Source organism: Patescibacteria group bacterium (assembly GCA_041650895.1).
In the GTDB taxonomy this organism is placed as follows: domain Bacteria; phylum Patescibacteriota; class Patescibacteriia; order 2-01-FULL-39-33; family 2-01-FULL-39-33; genus CAISTG01.
This window is the reverse complement of the sequence record JBAZKF010000001.1, coordinates 566,038-585,764: the sequence shown is the minus strand read 5'-3', so window position 1 is coordinate 585,764 and position 19,727 is coordinate 566,038. Positions and strand designations below refer to the sequence as shown.

Annotated in this window: 25 protein-coding genes and 3 tRNA genes; 19 read left to right on the top strand and 9 right to left on the bottom strand. The window is 39.7% G+C overall.

Features of this window, described 5'->3' with window-relative positions; all coding sequences use genetic code 11:
- Positions 1-115: 115 nt before the first annotated feature.
- The 11 genes from WC473_02920 to WC473_02870 all read left to right on the top strand — a co-directional run bounded on the left by WC473_02920 (position 116) and on the right by WC473_02870 (position 6,805).
- Positions 116-412 (top strand): hypothetical protein, encoded by a 297-nt coding sequence (locus WC473_02920; GenBank protein ID MFA5124751.1) that lies wholly within the window; start codon positions 116-118, stop codon positions 410-412.
- Entirely contained in the window at positions 402-893 is a 492-nt protein-coding gene (locus tag WC473_02915; GenBank protein ID MFA5124750.1) for a CAP domain-containing protein, read from the top strand. The genes WC473_02920 and WC473_02915 overlap by 11 nt, the downstream gene beginning before the upstream one ends.
- A 10-nt stretch (positions 894-903) precedes the next feature.
- Entirely contained in the window at positions 904-1,365 is a 462-nt protein-coding gene (locus WC473_02910) for a hypothetical protein (GenBank protein MFA5124749.1), read from the top strand.
- Positions 1,366-1,374: 9 nt separating this feature from the next.
- Positions 1,375-1,611 (top strand): hypothetical protein, encoded by a 237-nt coding sequence (locus WC473_02905; protein ID MFA5124748.1) that lies wholly within the window; start codon positions 1,375-1,377, stop codon positions 1,609-1,611.
- A 6-nt stretch (positions 1,612-1,617) separates the two neighbouring features.
- Positions 1,618-1,788: a helix-turn-helix domain-containing protein gene (locus WC473_02900; protein ID MFA5124747.1), complete on the top strand. Its 171-nt coding sequence runs from the start codon at positions 1,618-1,620 to the stop codon at positions 1,786-1,788.
- Between the two features lie 4 nt (positions 1,789-1,792).
- Positions 1,793-2,392: a hypothetical protein gene (locus WC473_02895; GenBank protein MFA5124746.1), complete on the top strand. Its 600-nt coding sequence runs from the start codon at positions 1,793-1,795 to the stop codon at positions 2,390-2,392.
- A 5-nt stretch (positions 2,393-2,397) separates the two neighbouring features.
- Positions 2,398-2,763, top strand: coding sequence for a DUF3761 domain-containing protein (locus tag WC473_02890; protein ID MFA5124745.1), 366 nt, complete (start codon positions 2,398-2,400; stop codon positions 2,761-2,763).
- A gap of 42 nt (positions 2,764-2,805) precedes the next feature.
- Positions 2,806-3,195, top strand: coding sequence for a hypothetical protein (locus WC473_02885; protein MFA5124744.1), 390 nt, complete (start codon positions 2,806-2,808; stop codon positions 3,193-3,195).
- A 4-nt stretch (positions 3,196-3,199) separates the two neighbouring features.
- Positions 3,200-3,337, top strand: a complete 138-nt coding sequence (locus WC473_02880) for a hypothetical protein (GenBank protein MFA5124743.1) — start codon at positions 3,200-3,202, stop codon at positions 3,335-3,337.
- A gap of 218 nt (positions 3,338-3,555) precedes the next feature.
- A complete protein-coding gene (locus tag WC473_02875; protein ID MFA5124742.1) occupies positions 3,556-5,097 on the top strand; it encodes a hypothetical protein in 1,542 nt (513 codons plus the stop codon).
- 37 nt (positions 5,098-5,134) lie between these two features.
- Positions 5,135-6,805 (top strand): recombinase family protein, encoded by a 1,671-nt coding sequence (locus WC473_02870; GenBank protein MFA5124741.1) that lies wholly within the window; start codon positions 5,135-5,137, stop codon positions 6,803-6,805.
- Here WC473_02870 and WC473_02865 read toward each other — a convergent pair.
- On the bottom strand, positions 6,695-7,576 hold the full coding sequence (locus tag WC473_02865; protein MFA5124740.1) for a magnesium chelatase domain-containing protein: 882 nt from the start codon (positions 7,574-7,576) through the stop codon (positions 6,695-6,697). The two genes, WC473_02870 and WC473_02865, sit on opposite strands and share 111 nt — an antisense overlap.
- Before the next feature lie 157 nt (positions 7,577-7,733).
- Between WC473_02865 and WC473_02860 the strand changes: the two genes are divergently transcribed.
- The 6 genes from WC473_02860 (at position 7,734) to WC473_02835 (ending at position 9,285) form a co-directional block, all read left to right on the top strand.
- Complete coding sequence (locus WC473_02860; protein MFA5124739.1) at positions 7,734-8,090, top strand: 50S ribosomal protein L19; 357 nt, start codon at positions 7,734-7,736, stop codon at positions 8,088-8,090.
- Between the two features lie 30 nt (positions 8,091-8,120).
- A tRNA-Leu gene (locus tag WC473_02855) sits at positions 8,121-8,205 on the top strand.
- A gap of 15 nt (positions 8,206-8,220) precedes the next feature.
- On the top strand, positions 8,221-8,796 hold the full coding sequence (locus WC473_02850; protein ID MFA5124738.1) for an alpha/beta fold hydrolase: 576 nt from the start codon (positions 8,221-8,223) through the stop codon (positions 8,794-8,796).
- A 19-nt stretch (positions 8,797-8,815) separates the two neighbouring features.
- Positions 8,816-8,889: transfer RNA gene (locus WC473_02845), tRNA-Val, on the top strand.
- 62 nt (positions 8,890-8,951) lie between these two features.
- Positions 8,952-9,203 (top strand): hypothetical protein, encoded by a 252-nt coding sequence (locus WC473_02840; protein ID MFA5124737.1) that lies wholly within the window; start codon positions 8,952-8,954, stop codon positions 9,201-9,203.
- Positions 9,204-9,208: 5 nt separating this feature from the next.
- Positions 9,209-9,285 (top strand) — tRNA-Ala (locus WC473_02835).
- Between the two features lie 331 nt (positions 9,286-9,616).
- On the opposite strand, the gene WC473_02830 is transcribed toward WC473_02835, so the two are convergent.
- Positions 9,617-10,381 carry a glycosyltransferase gene (locus tag WC473_02830; GenBank protein ID MFA5124736.1) on the bottom strand — a complete coding sequence of 255 codons (765 nt, stop codon included), beginning with the start codon at positions 10,379-10,381 and terminating at the stop codon, positions 9,617-9,619.
- Between the two features lie 88 nt (positions 10,382-10,469).
- Here WC473_02830 and WC473_02825 point away from each other — a divergent pair, with 88 nt between their 5' ends.
- Positions 10,470-12,968 (top strand): lamin tail domain-containing protein, encoded by a 2,499-nt coding sequence (locus WC473_02825; GenBank protein ID MFA5124735.1) that lies wholly within the window; start codon positions 10,470-10,472, stop codon positions 12,966-12,968.
- Between the two features lie 44 nt (positions 12,969-13,012).
- On the opposite strand, the gene WC473_02820 is transcribed toward WC473_02825, so the two are convergent.
- The 7 genes from WC473_02820 to WC473_02790 all read right to left on the bottom strand — a co-directional run bounded on the left by WC473_02820 (position 13,013) and on the right by WC473_02790 (position 19,067).
- Positions 13,013-13,813 (bottom strand): hypothetical protein, encoded by an 801-nt coding sequence (locus tag WC473_02820; protein ID MFA5124734.1) that lies wholly within the window; start codon positions 13,811-13,813, stop codon positions 13,013-13,015.
- A gap of 135 nt (positions 13,814-13,948) precedes the next feature.
- A complete protein-coding gene (gene nusA, locus WC473_02815) occupies positions 13,949-15,562 on the bottom strand; it encodes a transcription termination factor NusA (GenBank protein MFA5124733.1) in 1,614 nt (537 codons plus the stop codon).
- A 197-nt stretch (positions 15,563-15,759) separates the two neighbouring features.
- On the bottom strand, positions 15,760-16,506 hold the full coding sequence (locus tag WC473_02810; protein ID MFA5124732.1) for a hypothetical protein: 747 nt from the start codon (positions 16,504-16,506) through the stop codon (positions 15,760-15,762).
- A 99-nt stretch (positions 16,507-16,605) separates the two neighbouring features.
- Positions 16,606-16,971: a YraN family protein gene (locus WC473_02805; protein ID MFA5124731.1), complete on the bottom strand. Its 366-nt coding sequence runs from the start codon at positions 16,969-16,971 to the stop codon at positions 16,606-16,608.
- Positions 16,972-17,026: 55 nt separating this feature from the next.
- Positions 17,027-17,437, bottom strand: a complete 411-nt coding sequence (locus tag WC473_02800; protein MFA5124730.1) for a hypothetical protein — start codon at positions 17,435-17,437, stop codon at positions 17,027-17,029.
- A 145-nt stretch (positions 17,438-17,582) separates the two neighbouring features.
- Entirely contained in the window at positions 17,583-18,131 is a 549-nt protein-coding gene (locus WC473_02795; GenBank protein ID MFA5124729.1) for a methyltransferase domain-containing protein, read from the bottom strand.
- A gap of 189 nt (positions 18,132-18,320) precedes the next feature.
- Positions 18,321-19,067, bottom strand: coding sequence for a hypothetical protein (locus WC473_02790; protein ID MFA5124728.1), 747 nt, complete (start codon positions 19,065-19,067; stop codon positions 18,321-18,323).
- A 207-nt stretch (positions 19,068-19,274) separates the two neighbouring features.
- Between WC473_02790 and WC473_02785 the strand changes: the two genes are divergently transcribed.
- Positions 19,275-19,706: a hypothetical protein gene (locus WC473_02785; GenBank protein ID MFA5124727.1), complete on the top strand. Its 432-nt coding sequence runs from the start codon at positions 19,275-19,277 to the stop codon at positions 19,704-19,706.
- Positions 19,707-19,727: the final 21 nt, after the last annotated feature.

Below are 19,727 nucleotides of genomic sequence, written 5' to 3'. Positions count from 1 at the left end.
AAAGAAGCTCAATTCAAGGAAGAACAGGATAGATTATGTAGAAAAAATAAAAGCGGGAAAGCGAATTCCAAATTATCTATATTTTGTAATTGACGATATCGGTCGAAAGGGAAAAATGTTTTTTATTAGAGATGGTTGGTCTTTTTTACAACAAACAAATTTACCAGAAAAAGTATTTGTTGTTGAAAAATTTAGAAAAGTATTTTTTGAAGGTAAGTTGGCATATCCCCATTCTTGGAAAGAAGGAGATATTGAATACAGGATCGGCTATTATATAATTGGTCAAATTGGTAAGACAAAGGGAACTTGGAGATGGGGGGAGTCTTGCCCAATAATACCAAAAAAAGATTTAAACAAGTTGATTAATGGGGTTAAGAATAAAAAAACAAATAGAAATATTAATGAAGTCTAATAAATCATTTAAAATATTCTTAATAATCTGGACTGCTTTATTTGTAATCGTTATAGGCACGTTGGCTTTGCACGATTACCAGAGGATGAAGCGTAGTAGTGATACTAAGGTAATAGGAGTTGAGATATTTAATCAAATAAACCAAGTAAGAAAAGAACAAGGATTGCCGATATTAAAGTACAACCGATTACTATCGAGAGCAGGGCAAGATCACTGCGAGGACATGATTAAATACGATTATTTTGACCACGACAGAGAAGGTAGGAATATGGTGGATTTTGTAAGTGAGCTAGGAATCAGTGGTGGGGTAGGAGAAAATATAGCCAGAGATATTAATGAGCCAAAAGAAATAGTTAATAGATGGATGGAGAGTGAAAGTCATAAGGAGATTATGCTGGGAGATTTTAAAGAAGTGGGAGTAGGGATTTGTAAGCAGGATGGTGGTGATTTATTAGTTAGTAGTTATTATATCAAGAAATAATTTAAATTATATGGATAAACACAAATTGATTTTGCTGGTTAGTATTGTATTGGGGTGTATTATCTTGGGTGTTGGATATTATTATTTAACATCAATTAATAACGCAGATTATCAAAAGAAAAATTATTTACTCTTACAAAAACAAGAGTGTCAAAAATATATTAATGAAATAGAAAAAAAACTTCAGGACAAAGAAGATAAAGTAAGAGCGGAAGATATAGCTATGTCTTCTGGTGTTTATGCAGAATATAAACTTGATAAAATTTTTTATAGCTCTAGTAGAAACTCATGTCTATATGTGTATTCTTTTGAAGCGTTTAAAGATGATCACTCTCAGTTCTATAAATCTTTTGAGTTAATTGATTATTTAACTGGAGAATCTTTAGAATTAGCCAGTGTAACCCCTTCAGAATATAATTGGTTGAGTTTTAAAGATGATTTTTATACCGATTTAGTTTCACAATATGAATAAGAATAATATATGCAAAAATTAAAACAGTATTGGATAATAATTTTATTAATGGTTATTGTAGGTGGAGGATTATTTTATTGGTTCCAGTGGAGACCTACTCAAATTAGGAAAGATTGCAGTGTTAAGGTTATGCAAATTAATACTAATGGTGGTCTAGATCAGGCTTTCGAAGAATTTAAACAACTAGAGCAAGATTATGATAATAATTATAAAAAATGCTTAAGAGACAACGGCATTGAAAAATAATATACTATGAAAAAACAAGAACATATATTATATACAACTCAAGAAGTAGCCGATATTTTAAAGGTTCATCAAAGGACAATTTTTAGATATATAAAAAGTGGCAAGATCAAGGCCTCCAAGATACTTGGCCGTGAATGGAGAATTAAAAAAGAAGATTTGGATAAATTAATTAAATGATAATATGAAAATAGATCTACATAAATTAATTTTACCGGTTAGTATTGTATCAGCATGTACAATTCTGGGTGGATTTTATTATATGACGGAAGTAAGTAAGCTTAATGCAGCGGCTGAAACACAAAAAAGAGAAGACGCAAGGGCTGCTGTTGAGACTCAGCAAAAAGATGTGGAACTTGAAGTAAAAAATAATGAGGCTGAAGCATTAAAAGCAAAAGCAGTTTCAGAAGCAGAAGTGGCTAAAGCAAAAGCAGTTTCAGAAGCAGAAGTGGCTAAAGCAAAAGCAGCTTCAGAAGCAAGGGCAGCGGCAGCTGTTCAACAACAGGCTGAACAAGAAAGGGAGAATAAGTTAAGTTTATGTTTATCTGTGGCTAGTTACAATTATTCTCAAAATTGGGCCAATGCATGTAAGAACCAGGCCAATCAAATTAGTTTAAACCTTAATGATTGCCTAGCTAATGGAGTGCTTGGTGAAAGTTTTTGTAGGTCTATGTGGATTGTTGATCCTAGTAATGATTGCTCTCTTTATTCTGGCCGTGCAGACAGCGTAAACGAATATTATAAAAATGATAAAGATGACTGTTATAAAAAATATGGTAATTAAATAATATGAAAACATTATTTAAAGCATTAACATTAATTTTATTTGTAATCACTCTATCGGGTTGTGTTGCTGATTACGATACAAGTTTAAATAGTAGCAACGGAGTAAGACAAATAGCTCCAGTAGTACAAGAAGTTGAGCGGGCAACTGCAGTCGAGGTAAGTCCAGTAGTTAATGAAGCTGTTAGTACTCCAGCACCAGTTGCTTGTGGCTCTGGTTATTACAAGAATATAGATGGTAATTGTGTTCACGTTCCTAGTTCTAATCCTTCTGGAGCATCTGCTAAATGCAGAGATGGGAGTTATAGTTATAGCCAACATAGACAAGGGACTTGTTCGGGGCATGGAGGTGTGGCCCAATGGTTATACTAAATATATAATAATATGTTTTTTCAAAATTGGGCCATCAGAAAAATGGATAAAAAACTTAATAATACCACAACAAGATTGCGAAAAATAATTCAGAATCAAGCATCTTTTGCTGATTTAGAGCTTTATAAAAAGTGGTTGGATTTTAACCCAGAAGAAATGGGAGTTAGGATCTTATCTCACACAAATGGAAACAAAAAATTAAGAGGAGAGCTTGTTAGTAAGATTATATTAGCTAGTGAGGTTATAGATAAAGTATTAGATCTCGACTATAAAATTAATAATCTAATAAATGCTGGAGCTATTAAATTTACTAATATTTTTACAAATGAAGAAAATGATGGGGTTGATTTAGAGGCGACAGCTTATGAGAGAAAAAAAATGATAGCTATAATTGAACAATCTTTTTCTGATATAAAAAAATACATAGATTAATTATATGGATGATAAAGATAAAAAATTTGCCGAAAGTTTTGATCTAAAAGAAGAGGAAGTCGCTGAAGCAAAAAATAATTTAGTGGGATTTTTTGAGGTTTTATATAACATTAATGAGCGTTTAAAAAATAAAGAAAAATAATATGGACGATATATTAAGGAATGTGATAATTATAGGGATTACTATTATAACGGTGAGTATTGCGGTGATGACCTTATCTACAATATTAATTCCTCAAACTGAGTTTGACGCCTGTTATAGTAAATGTATGCATACTGTCTTAAGTGAAAATCCATTGGCTTGCGTAGGTATTTGTGGTGATAAATCTTCTAAATAATTTTAAAATAATTTATATGTATATGAAAAGATTATTAATGATTATTATGGGCGTTGTGTTTCTCTTACCCACAATTACTAACGCTTATTCCCCTAGTCCTGGCGATTTAATAAAAACCACATCAAGTCCAGCCGTTTATTTTATCGGTCAAGACTTAAATAGGCATTTGTTTGTTAATGGAGTAACCTTTTGGACTTGGTTTACTGGAAGCTGGGCAGATCAGGCATTAAAGATATTAAGCCAAGAAGAATTTGATAGTTTGTCTTACGGTGACAATATAACTACAAAGCCTGGAGCCAAATATATTAAATTTGATAATAGTAATATCAAATATCGAGTTGATCAGGATAAGAAAATCTGCCCATTAACAGTTGATGTTCCAGATGAAGACGTTGTTATCATCCAAAGCTCATTTGAAAATGATTACAAGAGAGATGACTCTTGTGATAAAACTAAACCTAAAATTGATTTACCCGCCATTTCAATTATTAATTACATTGGCATTACTAATATATTTAATGTCGTAAATAATATTACGAATAACATATTTACGCCTACCACTACCAATGAAGCCATTTGTTATAGCGACACTTGGGTTTGTGGCAATTGGGGTTTATGTCAATCAAATAATTCACAAACAAGGACATGCTATATGTCCCAAGATTGCCCAAGTGTAAACACTCCTTCTCCCAGTATTAGCCAATCTTGTAATTTTAACGCACCCGTTTGTACATCTTGGACTTATTCTGATTGGTCAACTTGCTCATTAGATGGAAAACAGACCAGAACAATTTTACAATCATACCCTAGTAATTGCATAGCTGGTAATTCATTATTGATACAGCAACCGATCTTGGAACAAAATTGCGTGAGTCCAGTGACTATTAATCTCGCAGTTAATAAACAATATGTAAAATTAGGCGATACAGTGACATTAACTTGGAGCACGTCTAATGCTAGTAGCTGTACTGGCTCTGGAAAGGCTGGGTGGTATGGAGCCAAGGAAACATCTGGTACTTATTCGTTTGTTGTAAATACAGCTGACGACATAGCAGACACATTAAAGACTTATTCAACCCTTAGTTTAAACTGTCAAAATAATACAACTTCAACTACTAAATTTATTAATGTTTATTTTTCTTATGATGGAAGTTATCAATATACACGTTCTCCCTACCAAGTAACAGTGGGCACAAGTAAGGTTGGCGACCTCCGTATTTCTGCTGATTCATCAATAGTAGATAAAATAGTTGTTAATAGTATTTCGATGAGGGGGCTTCTTGGTAATGGTTTAACAGATTACACTAATCTAAACTTTGCTTTAAAAGATGAGGGCACGTATATAACCCCATATGAAAAATGTGAACAAAGAGATTGTAATCTATTATTTGATAATTTAAATATTGATATTTTACCTAATGGCAGTAAGACTATCAATATTTATTCTGATTTTTCCACTAGTTACCCGTATTCTTATTGGGATCTTTATATTGGTGTTTCAAATATTATGATTAATTCTAAAATAATGCCATCAAATATTAATGCTATATTAAGAAATCAATAATTGCCACGGTATTTTAATACTGGAGTAAAAAATGTATATGAAAAAAGCAGTTTATTACGCTCGAGTTAGTACCAGCCTTCAAGAGAATGAAGGTACTATTGAAAGTCAAAAAAACGAGCTGATAAGACAAATCAAAAAAGATGGCAATATCCTTGTTAAGGAGTATATCGATAATGGCTGGAGTGGCGGAAGATTAGATCGTCCCGCACTTGATGAATTAAGGGGAGATTTAAAAACAGACCAATTTGATGTGGTCTATTTTTTAGATTCAGATCGGATTGCTAGGGATATTTCTTATCAGAATATTATCATTGCGGAGCTTCTGAAATATCAAAAGGAGATAATTATCAAGGGCAAGAACTACATTAACAATCCAGAGAATAAGTTTAATTTAAATGTAATGGGTGCTGTTAATGAGTATGAAAAAGCAAGGATAACTGAGAGATTTACTAGAGGTAGGAGAGAACAAGCAAGACAAGGGCACATAGTAGATTCTGGAACATTGTTTGGCTATGATCATCATAAGAAGACTGATAATAAGAGAGGCTATTACACTATTAATGAAGAGCATGCCAAAGTAATCAAATTAATTTATGGAACTTATGCTAATACGAGCGTAAGTATTACGGGATTAATTAAAATATTAGAAGATAAAAAGATTAAGACGGCCACTGGTAAGACTTATTGGAAGAGCAGTGTCATTAGAAGGATATTAACTAATACTAGCTATTTCGGGAATCATTATTTTAATCAAACAGAGAAGTTTGAATCTAAGAATGGAGTAATCAAATACGCTAAATCAGTCAAGACTTCTACTCGGTTTAAAGACCAGTCGGAATGGATTTTGGTGCCTATCCCTCCAATTATCTCTCAGGAGCTGTTTGATATAGTGCAGAACAAGCTAAAAAGAAATGGCAAGTTATTGAGAAATACGAGTTATCGCTATCTATTAGGCGGTTTGGTTAAGTGCGGGGTTTGTAATCATACTTATTCGGGGTGTATGAGCAAGGGCGTTCAATATTACAGATGCAACCATAGGGAAAAGTTATACCAACACAATAATACCGAGGATTTAGTAAAATGCAAGAATCAATCAATAAAAAGTGAAGTAGTAGATGAGGTAGTATCTAATGTTGTATTGGAGAAGGTATTGCAACCTAAAATCATCAAAAGGTATATTGATATTCTAAATAATTCAAAGGGGGAGAATCTAAGGGGACTTAATAGTGAGTTAGTTGGCATTGGCAAGCAGATAGTAAGTTTGGAAGAAAAGAAAAAGAGAATTTTAGACTTATATTCTGAAAGCCATGTGAGTAAGGAGGACTATATTGCTAAGATTAATGAGATAGATGCTAAATGCAGTGATCTTATACTTGATAAACAGGAGATAAACAAGAAAATAGCATTATTAGGAAAAATAAAAGATATTCGTATTGGTATTGGTGATTTTTGTAAAATGGCTCGCAGAAATTATAAGAAAATTGATAAATCAGACAAAGTTGGCAAAATTGGCTTCATTAATAACTTCATAGAAGAGGTATCTATTATTAAAAATGAAGTTGAAAAAAAGCTTATAATAAGGGGGTTTTTGCCAGTTTCAGCAGGAGACAGTGGCCAATTGCCTCAGTATTGTACTAGCCACGCCAGAGGCGGTATGATGGGGCGCGCGAAATGGTCGCAGGGTAATCAGTGGCTGATCAGCCGGTAAGAGTCCGGCGGCGGAATAAATCTTGGTCACTTCCAAACTTTCTTCCTGAGTCATTTGTGGTAAAATGGAGGGTAAAGCTTTGGCCAGCATGGTTTTGCCGGAACCAGGAGGACCGGACATGAGAATATTATGACTGCCGGCCGCGGCGATTTCCAGCGCGCGCTTAGCCGAATTCTGGCCGCGGATATGTTGCAGGTCTACCGGAAAATTTATTTCCTCAATCTCTTGTTGCCATTCGGCGCAGGGCTCAATTAATTCTTTTCCGGCTAAATGCTGGGCCAGTTGTGCCAGATTTTTGACCGGATAAATGTTTAAGTCGTTAATCAGCGACGCTTCCTTGGCATTGGCTGTCGGTACGAACAGGCTGCTAATGCCGGCTTGTTTGGCGAATAAGGCAATTGATAATATTCCGGATACCGGACGCACTTCACCGCTTAGAGCCAGCTCGCCGGCAAAAAGCGAGGAAGCAAAGTCGGTTAATTTGGTTTGTTCGTTTAGAAGCATGGCGGCTACAGCCAGTGGCAAATCATAATGTGTGCCGCCTTTGCGCAGATCGGCCGGCGCCAAATTGAAAGTGACATTGCCACGCGGGAATTCAAAGCCGGAATTTTTAATGGCGCTACGGACACGGCTTTTGCTTTCATCCACGGCCTTGTCGGGCAGGCCAACAATAAAAACCCCCGGGTTACCGTAGGGGCTGTTATCCGCTTCCACTTCCACCGGCTCGCACTCCAATCCGACAATCGCGGCCGATAGGACTTTTGATGGCATAGCTTAATTGATTAAGAAAAATCTTAACTAATTATATCATTTATTCCAGTTGAGCTCAAAGACTGAGTCTTTTTGTTTGTTTTTATCGGTTATCTTGACTTTTTATGGAAAATGAGTTATGATTTTAGAGTAAATTATCAAGCATATATTTAAAACTATGGCAAAATTAAATGTTAAGCAGGATTGGCATGAGAAGGTTTTACCGCTTCTTAAGGCGGGCGTAACCGTCAAAGTCCATCAGATCATCAAAGAGAAAAATACTAAGGGCGAAGAAAAACAACGCATCCAGATTTTTGAAGGCATTATTTTGGGTCGCCACGGCGGCAAGGGTAAAAGTGCCACTATTACAGTGCGTAAAATCGCTTCTGGCGGTATTGGCGTGGAAAGAATTTTTCCTATCTGGTCGCCGGCTATTTCTAAGATTGAGGCGACTAAGATCGCCGAGGTGCGTCGCGCCAAGCTGTCTTATATCAAAGGTTATAAGAAGAAATTATCAGAAAAGCAGGTCAAATAAACCATTAAGCCCGAGCAATCGGGCTTTTGTGCGGACGTGGCGGAATTTGGTATACGCGCAGCCTTGAGGTGGCTGTGGTCGCAAGGCCTTGGAGGTTCAAGTCCTCTCGTCCGCATTAATTAATAAATTTATGGCTCCTAAAGTCTTTATCGTCCATGGTTGGGATGGTTCACCGCAAGATTGCTGGCTTCCCTGGCTAAAAAGCAAACTGGAAGAAGAAGGGATTATTGTTCAGAGTCTATCCATGCCTCATCCCGAGAATCCTACGATAGCCGATTGGGTTAATCAGCTTGCTGACGCTGTCGTTGACCCGGATAAAGATACGTATTTTGTCGGACATAGTATTGGTTGTCAGGCAATATTGCGTTACGTTGAGCAATTGCCAAAGCCGATCGGCGGCATCGTCTGTGTGGCTGGCTGGTTCAGATTGCCCTACCTTAGCACTGATGAAGAAAAAGAGATTGCGCATCCTTGGCTGGAAACTTTGATGGATTTTGATAGAATCAAACAGCGGGCAGGAAAGATCATCGCTATTTTTTCCGATAATGATCCTGATGTTGATTTAGGGGATAAGGAATTGTTTGAGAAAAATTTAAACGCCAAAACGATCGTGGAACATGAAAAGGGGCATTTTAGCGATGATGCCGGCGTTACGGACTTGCCGTCGGCGCTAGTGGCCGTAAAAGAATTAATTGAGAATAATTGATCGCCGTTAATTAAAATCAGCACGCCTAGCTCAATTGGTTAGAGCATCTCGTTTACGTCGAGAGGGTTAGGGGTTCGAGTCCCTTGGCGTGCATTGAATAAATTCAGTTGTTTATTGGAGTCAATAGATCGTCCGTCCAAATTAATCAAATTTTTATGCTGGTTAGAATTTTAATCGGTTTAATCGTCATTGCCGTAGGATTTTTCATGGTTTGGAAGCCAAGATTTTTTTATGATTTCATGGGCCATCAAATGTGGGCGGAAAAGATTTTTGGCATTCATGAAGACGAGCTAGCTTACAAGGTTATCGGCGTGCTGGTGATTTTTGTCGGCGCCTTAATCGCTACGGATTTGATTTACAGTTTACTCACTTGGTTTTTTTCGCCGGTGGTTAAAGGTTTAAAATAGTATAGGGGCCCGTAGTTCAGTTGGTTAGAATGCCGCATTTGCAATGCGGAGGTCAGCGGTTCGACTCCGCTCGGGTCCACCAATATGTTTTTATTAGAACCGCATTTTTTTGACATTTTTGGGGCGATAGGATTTATTTACATCCTCATCCTTGCTTTGTTTGGTTTATTCGGCAAGCGTATTCCAAGATGGGCATTTTTTATTCTTCTATTAATGGGGATTGCCGGAGCGCTTTTGGATACTTTAGTTGTCTATATGTTTTACCTTAAGTAATTTTTATGAAATCAAAGCATTGTCCGGCCTGGATGAAATTAAAAATAATTTGAGTTACGAGACGGGTCTTTTGCTCTGTTTTTTTACTTGCTCCATAGCCGCAAGAATTAAAAATCCCCGCTGTTTGGCGGGGATTTTGGTTACAGCTTATTGATGAATTCCAGAATTTTTTCCCTTATTTTTTTACCCTTGGGCAGTTGCGCATAGTGGTGGCCGAATTTATATTTGAAGATATCAGTCCTGATTTCTCCCAGCAGCGCTCGGTAGACTTCGCAGGCTACATACTTGGCCGCGACATTGAATCTGCCGTCTGTCTCCAATCGACGGACCGAGACATAAATTTTGGGACGTTTGAGTATCTTGTAGACGCCGTGCTTTTTGACGCGCTTGATGTATTCATGATCCTCCGCTAATTTGAGTGATTCGTCAAAACCGCCGACACGGTCATGCAACGCCTTCTTAATCAAGATGCAGAACCCCGGTGCATGAGGATAAAAATACCGGGTTAACTGAATATAAGCGTTAGCCATGTCATGCAGAATAGCGTCAATAACTTTGTCGCTCAAGGGAATGACAGCACAGGAAGCAACATCAACTTTTTTTTCTTCCGCTTCCTCAATCAGGAATTTTAGGAATTTTCCGGACAAAAAAACATCAGCGTCCAAAAACAGCAGCCATTCTCCGGCGGCGATTGCAGCGCCATGGTTGCGTCCAGCCGCCGGCATACCACCCTTGACGATGCGACAGCCGTAGTCTTGGGCGATTTCTATTGTTTTATCGGTTGAGCCGGCGTCGGAGATAATGATTTCATAATCAGTAAACTCCTGATCCTTGATTGACTCCAATAAATCGGGCAGAGTTTTTTCTTCGTTTAATGCTGGGATGATGATGGAAATTTTGGGCATATTTTCTACCTATTAAGTATAGTTGATTATTGTCGGCCAGTCAATAACCGTGTTATAATATAAAATATTAAAATTAATTTTTAGAAAAATGAGGAGGGGTTTATTTGCCGCGTCTTTTTTAATCTTGGCGATAGTCGTAAGCGCCGGATTTTTTATTCTTTCTTTCGGTGCCGCGTCTTGGGCGGCTAATAGTCAGATCGTCATCCAGAACAATGGCGTGATAGCTTCAAACAGCGATTGGATTTATACGGGAGTCGAACAGAGTTCTGCGGAATATTTAATTTTAAAACAAGCGTCGTCAACCTTGTCTTCTCCGTTAATTGATTTAAACGGTTGTCAGGCGGCGCAATTGGTTTATCAAGCGCGGACTTACGGCGGTGTGGTCTCCAGCAGTGCTGTTATTGCTATTTCTGTTTTTAGTTCCGGTTCCTGGCAGGAAACCAGCTTGAATGAACCGGCGACTAACGCCTTAGCGGTACAGCCGACTATTGATTTGAGCCCCTACTGCGGTTCTCAAATTAAATTGATGTTTAGTACGCCCGGAGCCACCGGCAATAAAGGTGTTGGTTTAGATGAGATAGTTGTTACTGAAACAGCCGGCAATAATCCGCCGACAGCCCTGGCCACTTCCACCAAAATTATAGCTGAGACAGGAGAGGAAATAGAATTTTCCGATGACGGTTCATCTGATCCGGATGGCGACGCCCTGGTTGATTGGCTGTGGGATTTTGGCCAGCAATTAATCAAACATGGTGTTAATGTCAGTCAAAGTTTTTCAGCGTCCGGTACTTACGCAGTCAATTATTATGTGGTGGATAGTGAGGGCACCACTTCTTCCCCTGCGGTTTTAAATTTATCCATTACTGACTCTGTCAGCACTTCTACACCCACTTCTACGCCAACTACTACCCCCGCGCTAGGGCCGCAAATCGGCGATCTTGTCATTAATGAGGTTTATCCCGCTCCTAATACGGGCGAGGAGGAATGGATAGAATTATTCAATCCCACTACTTCTACTTGGGATTTATCCGGCTTAATATTACTTAACATTGATGGCGGAAAATTTGTTACTACCACTTTAAGCGGCAGTATTTCTCCCGGACAATATTTAGTGATTGATGATGTTGCCGGTAATTTGAATAACGATGGTGATACGATTGCGTTGCATTTGGCCGGTCAGATTTTAGATCAGACGGTCTACGGTGATTATTCCAATAAGAAAGGCGAGGCCTGGGCGCGCAATGGCAATGGTGTTTTTGAAGAAACTATTACACCGACTAAGGGAGTGGCAAATATTATAACACCCAAGCCGATCACCAACACTTCATCCGGTGGCGGATCATCTGACATTAGTTATCAGTCGAATGATACTGCGGCCACCAGCTCGGCTACCTCAACCGCCGGAATTGCCTTAGAAAGCTATTACGGCAAGGTGATTATTAATGAATTGTTTCCTCATCCGTCCACGGGAGCCAATGATGAATTTATTGAATTAAAAAATATTTCCACCACTACGGTTGACCTGAACGGTTTTTACTTGACTGATAACACCAATAAGAAACATTATTTGCGTGCCGCTCCTCCCGCCTTACTGATTCTGCCTCAAGGATTTATTGCCATTAAGCGCGCATCTACGTCCATCGCTTTGAATGATACGGGTTTTGAAACAGCCAACTTATTTTCACCATTGGGGGAATTGTTAGATAGAGTAAGTTATACTGCTAAGCAAAGCGAGGGTTTAGCTTATGCCAGAACCGATAAGGGCGAATGGCTTTGGACCGCTCAACCGACGCCGGGAGCGGAGAATATTTTTCCTGATAGCGGTTTAAGCCAAGAGCAGACAGTTGAAGTTTTAAATACGATTAAAGCGGCGGCAGTTAAAAAGGCCACTAATAGTTCCGGTGTAATTCATGCGGTTACTTTGGAAGAGTTAAGGGATCTGGCTGTCGGTGACAAGGTTAGGGTGATCGGGGTTGTGTCGGTGGAACCGGGTGTCTTGGGCACGCAGATATTTTATTTGGCCGGTTCCGGCATACAAGTGTATTGCAATAAAAAAGATTTTCCTGAGTTGAAAATCGGCGATCAGGTGGAAGTTACCGGAGAAATATCGGAAGTGTCCGGTGAAAGAAGGATAAAAATAAAAACACGCGATGACATTAAGTATCTATCTAGCGAGGCTGAGCCCGAACCGCATGGAATCAGCATAGTTGAGTTAGAAGATAATATTGGATCATTAGTAAGGGTATCCGGGGACTTGTTAGAAATAAAGGGCCGCAACGCTTATATTGATGATGGCAGCGGCGAAGCGAAAGTTTATCTTAAAACCCAAATTGACACTAAAGAGATCAATTGGCATACGGGTAATCAAGTTGCGGTTGTCGGCATTGCCTCTTTGACGGCTTCCGGCGTTCGACTATTGCCACGCACCGTTAAAGACATTACCGTGGTTAGTGGCCAAGTTGAGAGCGCTTATGAAGTCGGAGGTCAGTCGTCGTTTGTCGGTTCACCTTTGAGTTATGCTATTGCCGCGATAGTTTTTTTAGCGACTGTAATCGGTTGGCTGGGGTATAAATTGAAATATAAATAATAAATTTTAAAGGCCTGTCGAAGTTTTTCGACAGGCCTGGTTGCTTAAGTGCTTGTTAGTTGAAACAGTTGAAATAGACGTATGGCTCTTTCCAGATATTTTTGGGCCATTTGCCAATCAATCGGGTCCATTATACTGCCAGAGGGGCGTAATCGTCCCTGAGCGTCAATGCTTAATTGAGGATATTTTTTTATCAAGGGGATGATTGTCTCTATTGTTTCCGGTCCCAAACCGCCGGCCACCACTAACCCCAGATCCGGGCGTTGCTCGGATAACTTATCTAAAAATGGTTGCAGGAATGGTAGAGAGAGCGGTTTTCCTTGGCCCATACTTTTGTCTAATAAGACGTAGTCAAGAGCTGAGCCGTATAATTTTAATTTTTTCAGTAATTTTTCGGGCTGTTCCTCTACTTCCTCAAAAGCGCGGGTGTTAATTTGCAAGATAACGCTTATGTGAGGATAAATTCTTTTAAAATCTCTAACCACTTCATGGTCAGGCCAAATCATGTCAAGTTGCAAAGCTTGCATATGCGGTTCGCCCCAAAATACGGTTTCCTCAAAATCCATGGCTGTCTTATGCCAAGAGTGAGATTCGTAATCGGCGAAGTGCAAGGTGTTGAGAGCTAAGGGATGAGACATAAAAATGTCGGTAATCTTATCCTTGGTCGGAAAGACTTTGCCATAGCGAGTCGGCAGATCGCGTAGGGTTTTATGACTCATCATAACCCCTATGCCCAAGCGATGCGACAGTGGTTTTTCTGCGTAAACCTGACTCATTGCTGTTAGCATGGCCTTGGTTTGCCGACAGTCGGTAAAATCGGTAATGCTAATATAAGGGACTGGCATTTTATTTCCCCTCCTAGTTTGTTAAGGTTCTATCGTAATCAACTGAATAATTAAGTCTAACAAAAGTAATTAGTTTTGTCAATAAGCCATTAAATATAAAACCGACCAAGTTGTATATCTGGGTCGGTTTTATATTTATTCTGCTGTATTTTCTTCAGTCGTGCTTGCTTCTTCGCTAATTTCTTCATTTGGTTGGACTTCAGTCAGTTCCTCAGTTACAGGCGCTTCCTCTAATAACGGCGTCTCCTCCGGTTTTATCTCCGCCGTATCTTCTCTTTTATCGTCTTCAGTATCTTTCTTTTTTCTGGTTTTCTTTTTCTTTTCAGTCGGAGCTTCTTCTTTTGCAGTTTTTTCTTCTGTCACAGCAACAGTCTCTTCTTTCGGAGTTTCTACTGTTGCCTCATTGGTTGCTACGCCATCAACTGTTTCAACTGCTTTTTCCGGGTCATATTTTTCTCCGCCGTCAGAGATGATATCTATCTTCCAGCCGGTTAATTTTGAAGCTAAGCGGACGTTCTGGCCGCCACGGCCTATGGCCAGAGATAATTGGTCTTCTCTGACTTTGACTTTGGCTACGCGACTGGCTTCATCTACGGTAACATCATTGACTTTAGCCGGTGATAAGGAGTTGGTGATAAATTTAGCCGGATCAGCGTCGTACAGGATAATATCAACTTTCTCACCGGACAGTTCGCTAATAATCGTCTGAATTCTGGATCCGCGTTGTCCGACGCAAGCGCCAATCGGGTCAATATTCTCTTCAGTGGAAGCAATAGCCACCTTAGTGCGACTGCCGGCTTCGCGGGCTAGGGATTTTATTTCTACTGCGCCGGTAGCGATTTCCGGTATTTCCTCTTCAAAAATTCCTTTGACTACAGCCACGTCGGCGCGGGAGACAATCATCATTGATCCTCTTAATCCTTGGTCAACTGTCTTTAAATAAAATTTCAGGCGATTGCCGATATTATAGCGTTCGCGTTCAACCTGTTCTTCCGGCGGCATAATGGCGGCAGTATGACCTAAATCCACAAAAACATTCTGGCCTTCGCGGCGCTGAATGGTGCCGGTAATAATAGTATGTTCCAAGTTCTTAAACTCTTCAAAGACTTTTAGGCGTTCTTCCTCGCGTAATTTTTGGATAATGACCTGCTTAGCTGTCTGGGCAGCCATACGGCCGAATTCCCCGGGTACTTCCAGGGGCGTGACAATTTCTTCGCCGAGTTTGGCGTCAGGTTTTTCTAGTAAGGCATCTTTAAGTTGAATTTCTGTTTTGGGGTTGAACTTTTTTTCCTTTTCTTCATCGGTTAACTCCACTTCTTCAGCCAAAAATGATTTCATCACCGCTTTTTCTTTTTGCTCTTTCTCTGGAATAGCGGTTTCTTGTTCTTCGCGTTCTTGTTTTTCTTTTAAGGCGGCGGCAAAAGCGGCGGCAAACGACGCTCCGGCTTCTTCTTTGGTTTTTTTCTTTTTCTCCGCTTTAGCTTCTTTAGTATCTGTATCTTCTGTTTCAGTTATCTCTCCTTCCGCACCTTCTTCCGGTTCGTCTTCTACTACGGTTTTAACGTCAAAAGCCTTGACTTCGCCCGTTTTGGGATCGAATTCGGTGATAATATTCTGCAATTTGTTGCCGAAATCCTTACGATAGGCGGCGGCAAGAGCCGCTTCAATGGCGCGAAGCACGACCGCTTCGTCCAAGTTTTTTTCTTGGCAGATTTGTTGTATGGCTGCCTGAATTGGTGATTGTGACATAAGTTATTTTATTAGCTATAGTAGCCGGCAGGTTATGAAACTAAACTGCTCAGCTTGTAAAAAATGACAGCCGGCTAGGGCTGTCATCAATCATCTGTAAGTAGTATAGCATGGCCGGTTTTATTTGTCAAGAGCCGGATAAAATAAAACGCCGCAGTAGTATTTCTGCGGCGATTAAATGTTCTGACATTTTACTGTTACTTATCGGATTTTAGCAATCCCGTCTTAGCCAGTTCTTGGGCTAAAGCGTAGATTTTTTTCAAACCATCCTTGTCAGCATCCGGCCGTGCGGCTTCTCGAGTCAGTAATTGTTCCAAGGTTAGTCCCAGTTCTTTGGCTTTGTTGTATTTAGCCATTACTTCTATGATATTCAGCTTTTCCTGCAAACGACGACCGAAATCCGGTTGATTTTTAGGGAAGATATCAGGCGGTAGGCCCAATTCTCGCCTCACGGCTCTGTCAGCATGGCGCATAGCTACGATAAAGGGCAATGAAGCTAACGGCTTACCGATTTGCGCTTGAGTTCGATTATGTCTAAACCAGTCTACAAATATTCCCAGGAGCTCTCGTGGCGTGATATCTTCAAATTCATAGCCCTGATCGTGGCAGGATTCAGTCAGTACCCTAGCGTCGGTTTCCAGATTTTCCGGTTTTGGCACCTGATTCATCGTTCTGTAAAAGAGTACAAGTTCAAAGAAGGGTACACCCAGTTGAGAGAATTTTTCCAAATCCTTAGCCGTCAGTTTTTCCTTGACTATTTCTTCTATTGTTTTTGACTTGACTGGCTCGACTGCTGGTTTGGCTGGTTTAGGTGGTTTTTTTTCTTTTTCTGCTTCAATTGGTTTTGGCGGACGATTTCTTTGCCGGTCAGCCGGATGGATTGATGTGCTGGGGTTAGCTTTGATATCCTTTTTTTTATCACCATCTTTTTTCCACCACAACATTATTTTACCCTCCTTTTTTATTGCGCTTTTAGCACGGTGATTTTGCCTTAATTTAAAGTGCTGTATTTTTGGTTATTATAAAGCAAATATAGATAATTGTCAAGAGAGAGAAATATTATTGAACCATTTTATTTTGGCTATGCCGGCGCTTCGGTTGAGTTCCACGCTGATTATGTCTAGATGCCAAAAGCAGTTCCAGTTACGGTTATTAAGAAATATTCTGGCGGCTTTTTGCAGATGGCGTAATTTATGGTAATCAACCGCTGTTTCGGGCCAGCCGGTTCTGTCGGTTGTACGGGTTTTTACCTCCACAAATAAAATCTCATCGTCGAGCTGGACGATGAGATCTATTTCTCCAAATTGGGTATAATAATTTTTTTCAATTACTTGGTAACCGCGCTGGATTAGAAATTGCGCCGCCAGGTTCTCGCCGTATTTGCCCAGACGCACTCGGTAATCAGACATAGTTTATCCCGTTAAAATTCATTAATTTGATTTGGCCGGATCAGGTTTAATAGGATTATTTTTTCTTGGGCAAATATTTCAAATATTGCTGATGTGTTTGAGCTTGCTTTTGCGCTTGCGGTACAACCTTTTGCCAGTAGAGGAAAATCCGGTAAGCCCACCAGAGAGCTATAAAAAGCAAGATAACACTCCAGAAGCGAGCAGAGAGGTAAGATACCCGTTCGTATTTCAACCAAGTCCAGAATAACTCCAAACCGCCGAAAGTGGCAAACCAAACGGCGATCTGATTAAACAGTCTGAGTTGGTAGCCTGGCATCTTTTTTTTGATAGCATAAACCTTAAATACCACAGCGACAATAAGTAGAATTACACCAATAACGATCATGATTTTGATAGTTGAGGGGTAAGTGTAGGGGCGCAATTCTAAAAAATAGCTGGGGGTGAAAAATTTAATGATGTTAAACATAATAGTTTGAATTCAATCTTCCTTCTTCGCTTTGACTTAGTTTTTGGATAGACTGGTCAGTAGGGTGATTTGCCAGCCAGCAGAGAGGGATTTATTAATAGTTTGGTAGTATCTTAGCGATAATCGAAAAAAATGTAAAGGTCGATTAGCGGGTGAAGATCAGTCCGAAATGGTAGGGGCCGGCTTCAAATTCTTCAAGCAGTTTTAAACCCGCTTTGGCGGCCATATTCTTGATTAATTCCGGTTCGGGGCGATCCTTGACCGGCGGGCCGAAGGGCGAGGCGATTTTTTTCCAGTCAATAACCATCAGTTTGCCTCCCGCTTTGAGTAGGCGGGCGGTTTCTTTGAGAAAACTGTCATGTTTACCAGCCTGGAATAAAACATTATGGATGAAGGCGATATCTAGACTGCCTGTTGGAATATTGGTTGCCCCGATCAGCTCCAGATTAGACCAAACGGTTTTAATGTTTTTTAATCCTTCTTGTTTAATTCTGGTGTCCACGGCGTTTAAGGCGGACTTGAGGATATCAACCGCATAAACTTGGCCGTTTTTACCTACCAACTTAGCTGAACTTAAAGCATAAAAGGCCAGATTGCCGCAACCTAAATCGCCGATATGCATATTCTCTTCTATGCCGATTTTCTTAAAGACGTCGACTTTTATTAGTTCATTGCCGTTTTGTAGGTTAGCCATACGTGTAAAAGATTACAAATTACCGGTTTTATAATTAAAAATCGCAATAACCCGGTAATCACTATACTAGTATTATACAATATTTTTCTAATTATTGACAAAAAATATTGTTAAAGCCATTTCCCGAGGCGCCTCGCCATAATCTAAAAATAAAATCCACTTGAGTGTTTCAAGCGGATTAAGGTTCGGTTATTCGGGCGCAATCATCGAAAACGGGATAATGCTTTGTACTGCCGGGTCGGGGGTTAGCAACTTGGGGGTATCAAAATTGACCAATGGCGGGTAGTGCTCTGGTAAGTGATGCTCTAGCGGGAATATCTCATCATCTTGATTGACGTATTTAACTTCAATTATTCTGATCTGACTGCCAGATGGCAGAAGCACTTGGTGTTTGGTGTCAGTCAGTTGATCAATCAACCATTCAGGGTCAACTTTTAGGTCTTTAGCGATGCGGGAACATAATTCTTCCAGTCGCTCCCGAATCAGAATATTGAAGATGTCATCGCCCGCCACCCATAATGATTTGGAGGTTTGTTTGCATTGCAGAGCGAATTCAAATTCTGCATTATGGAATAACCACCAGGCCTGATCTATCGGCAAGGGCAATCTGTCAATAATAAACATTTTAACCGCTGTTTTTTTGACTTCGTAATTAGCCGAATCAAGCGCTCGGAGTCGTTCTTGGGTGATGTTTTTAGCAGCAACATAGCTGGAAGCAGCAATGCCCAATCCCACGAAGATTACAGCCAAACCCAAACCCCGACGCCAGCGCTTTTGATGTTTATACATCTGCCAGACGCCCAGGCAAATCAATATAGCGACCAGAGCCGCCCCGGTCATAGTAAAGAAGTAAGAGAACAGGAAATATTGCATACTATGGTTCAATCCTTGCAGAAGCTCAATCAGGCTATCCAAATGCCAGGGCGCTAACTTCATCTAATTCCTCCTTTGACGGTTGATTTTGCCAGTTTGTTTGGAATGTTCAAATAGCCTTTTCCCGGTAGTTTTTAGCTATCGTATTAATATAGCACATACAGATGTCTGTGTCAATCGCCTCTTTGGCTGTTATTGTTATTTATTCAAATTTTTAGAAATTCAGGATAATTTTTTCTTTTGGGTAAATTTTGTTATAATTAATCCTGTATGAACAAAGCAAAGAAAGAATGGGAGTCGATTAATTTTGTCTTTTATTTCCAGTTCGTATTGATCCCGGTAATCATCGCCGGAGCGGCGGAAATTTTTTTGCGCTGGTTATTGATTTGGCTTTGGCCGGACCTGTCTGTCGGTATGATTGATTTATTGATGTGGTTGGTGCGTTTAGCGGCTTTTATTTGGATCGGTCGGCAAGTAGTCAAATCTTATGGCCAGATTAACGCTATCGGCGCTCTTTCCGGAGCGATTGCCGGATTAGTGATTGGGCTAATTATTGCTGTTTCCCGTTTTTCGGGCGGCTTTAGAATTTGGAAGGTTTTTAATTTGGCGACAGAAAGCGTTTTGACCGCTTTGGCCGGTTGCTTGCTGGTTTATCTGATGGTATTATTATGGGACAATTTACCAAAAAGATTAAAAATTTAAAAATAAATTATTAATTTAAAA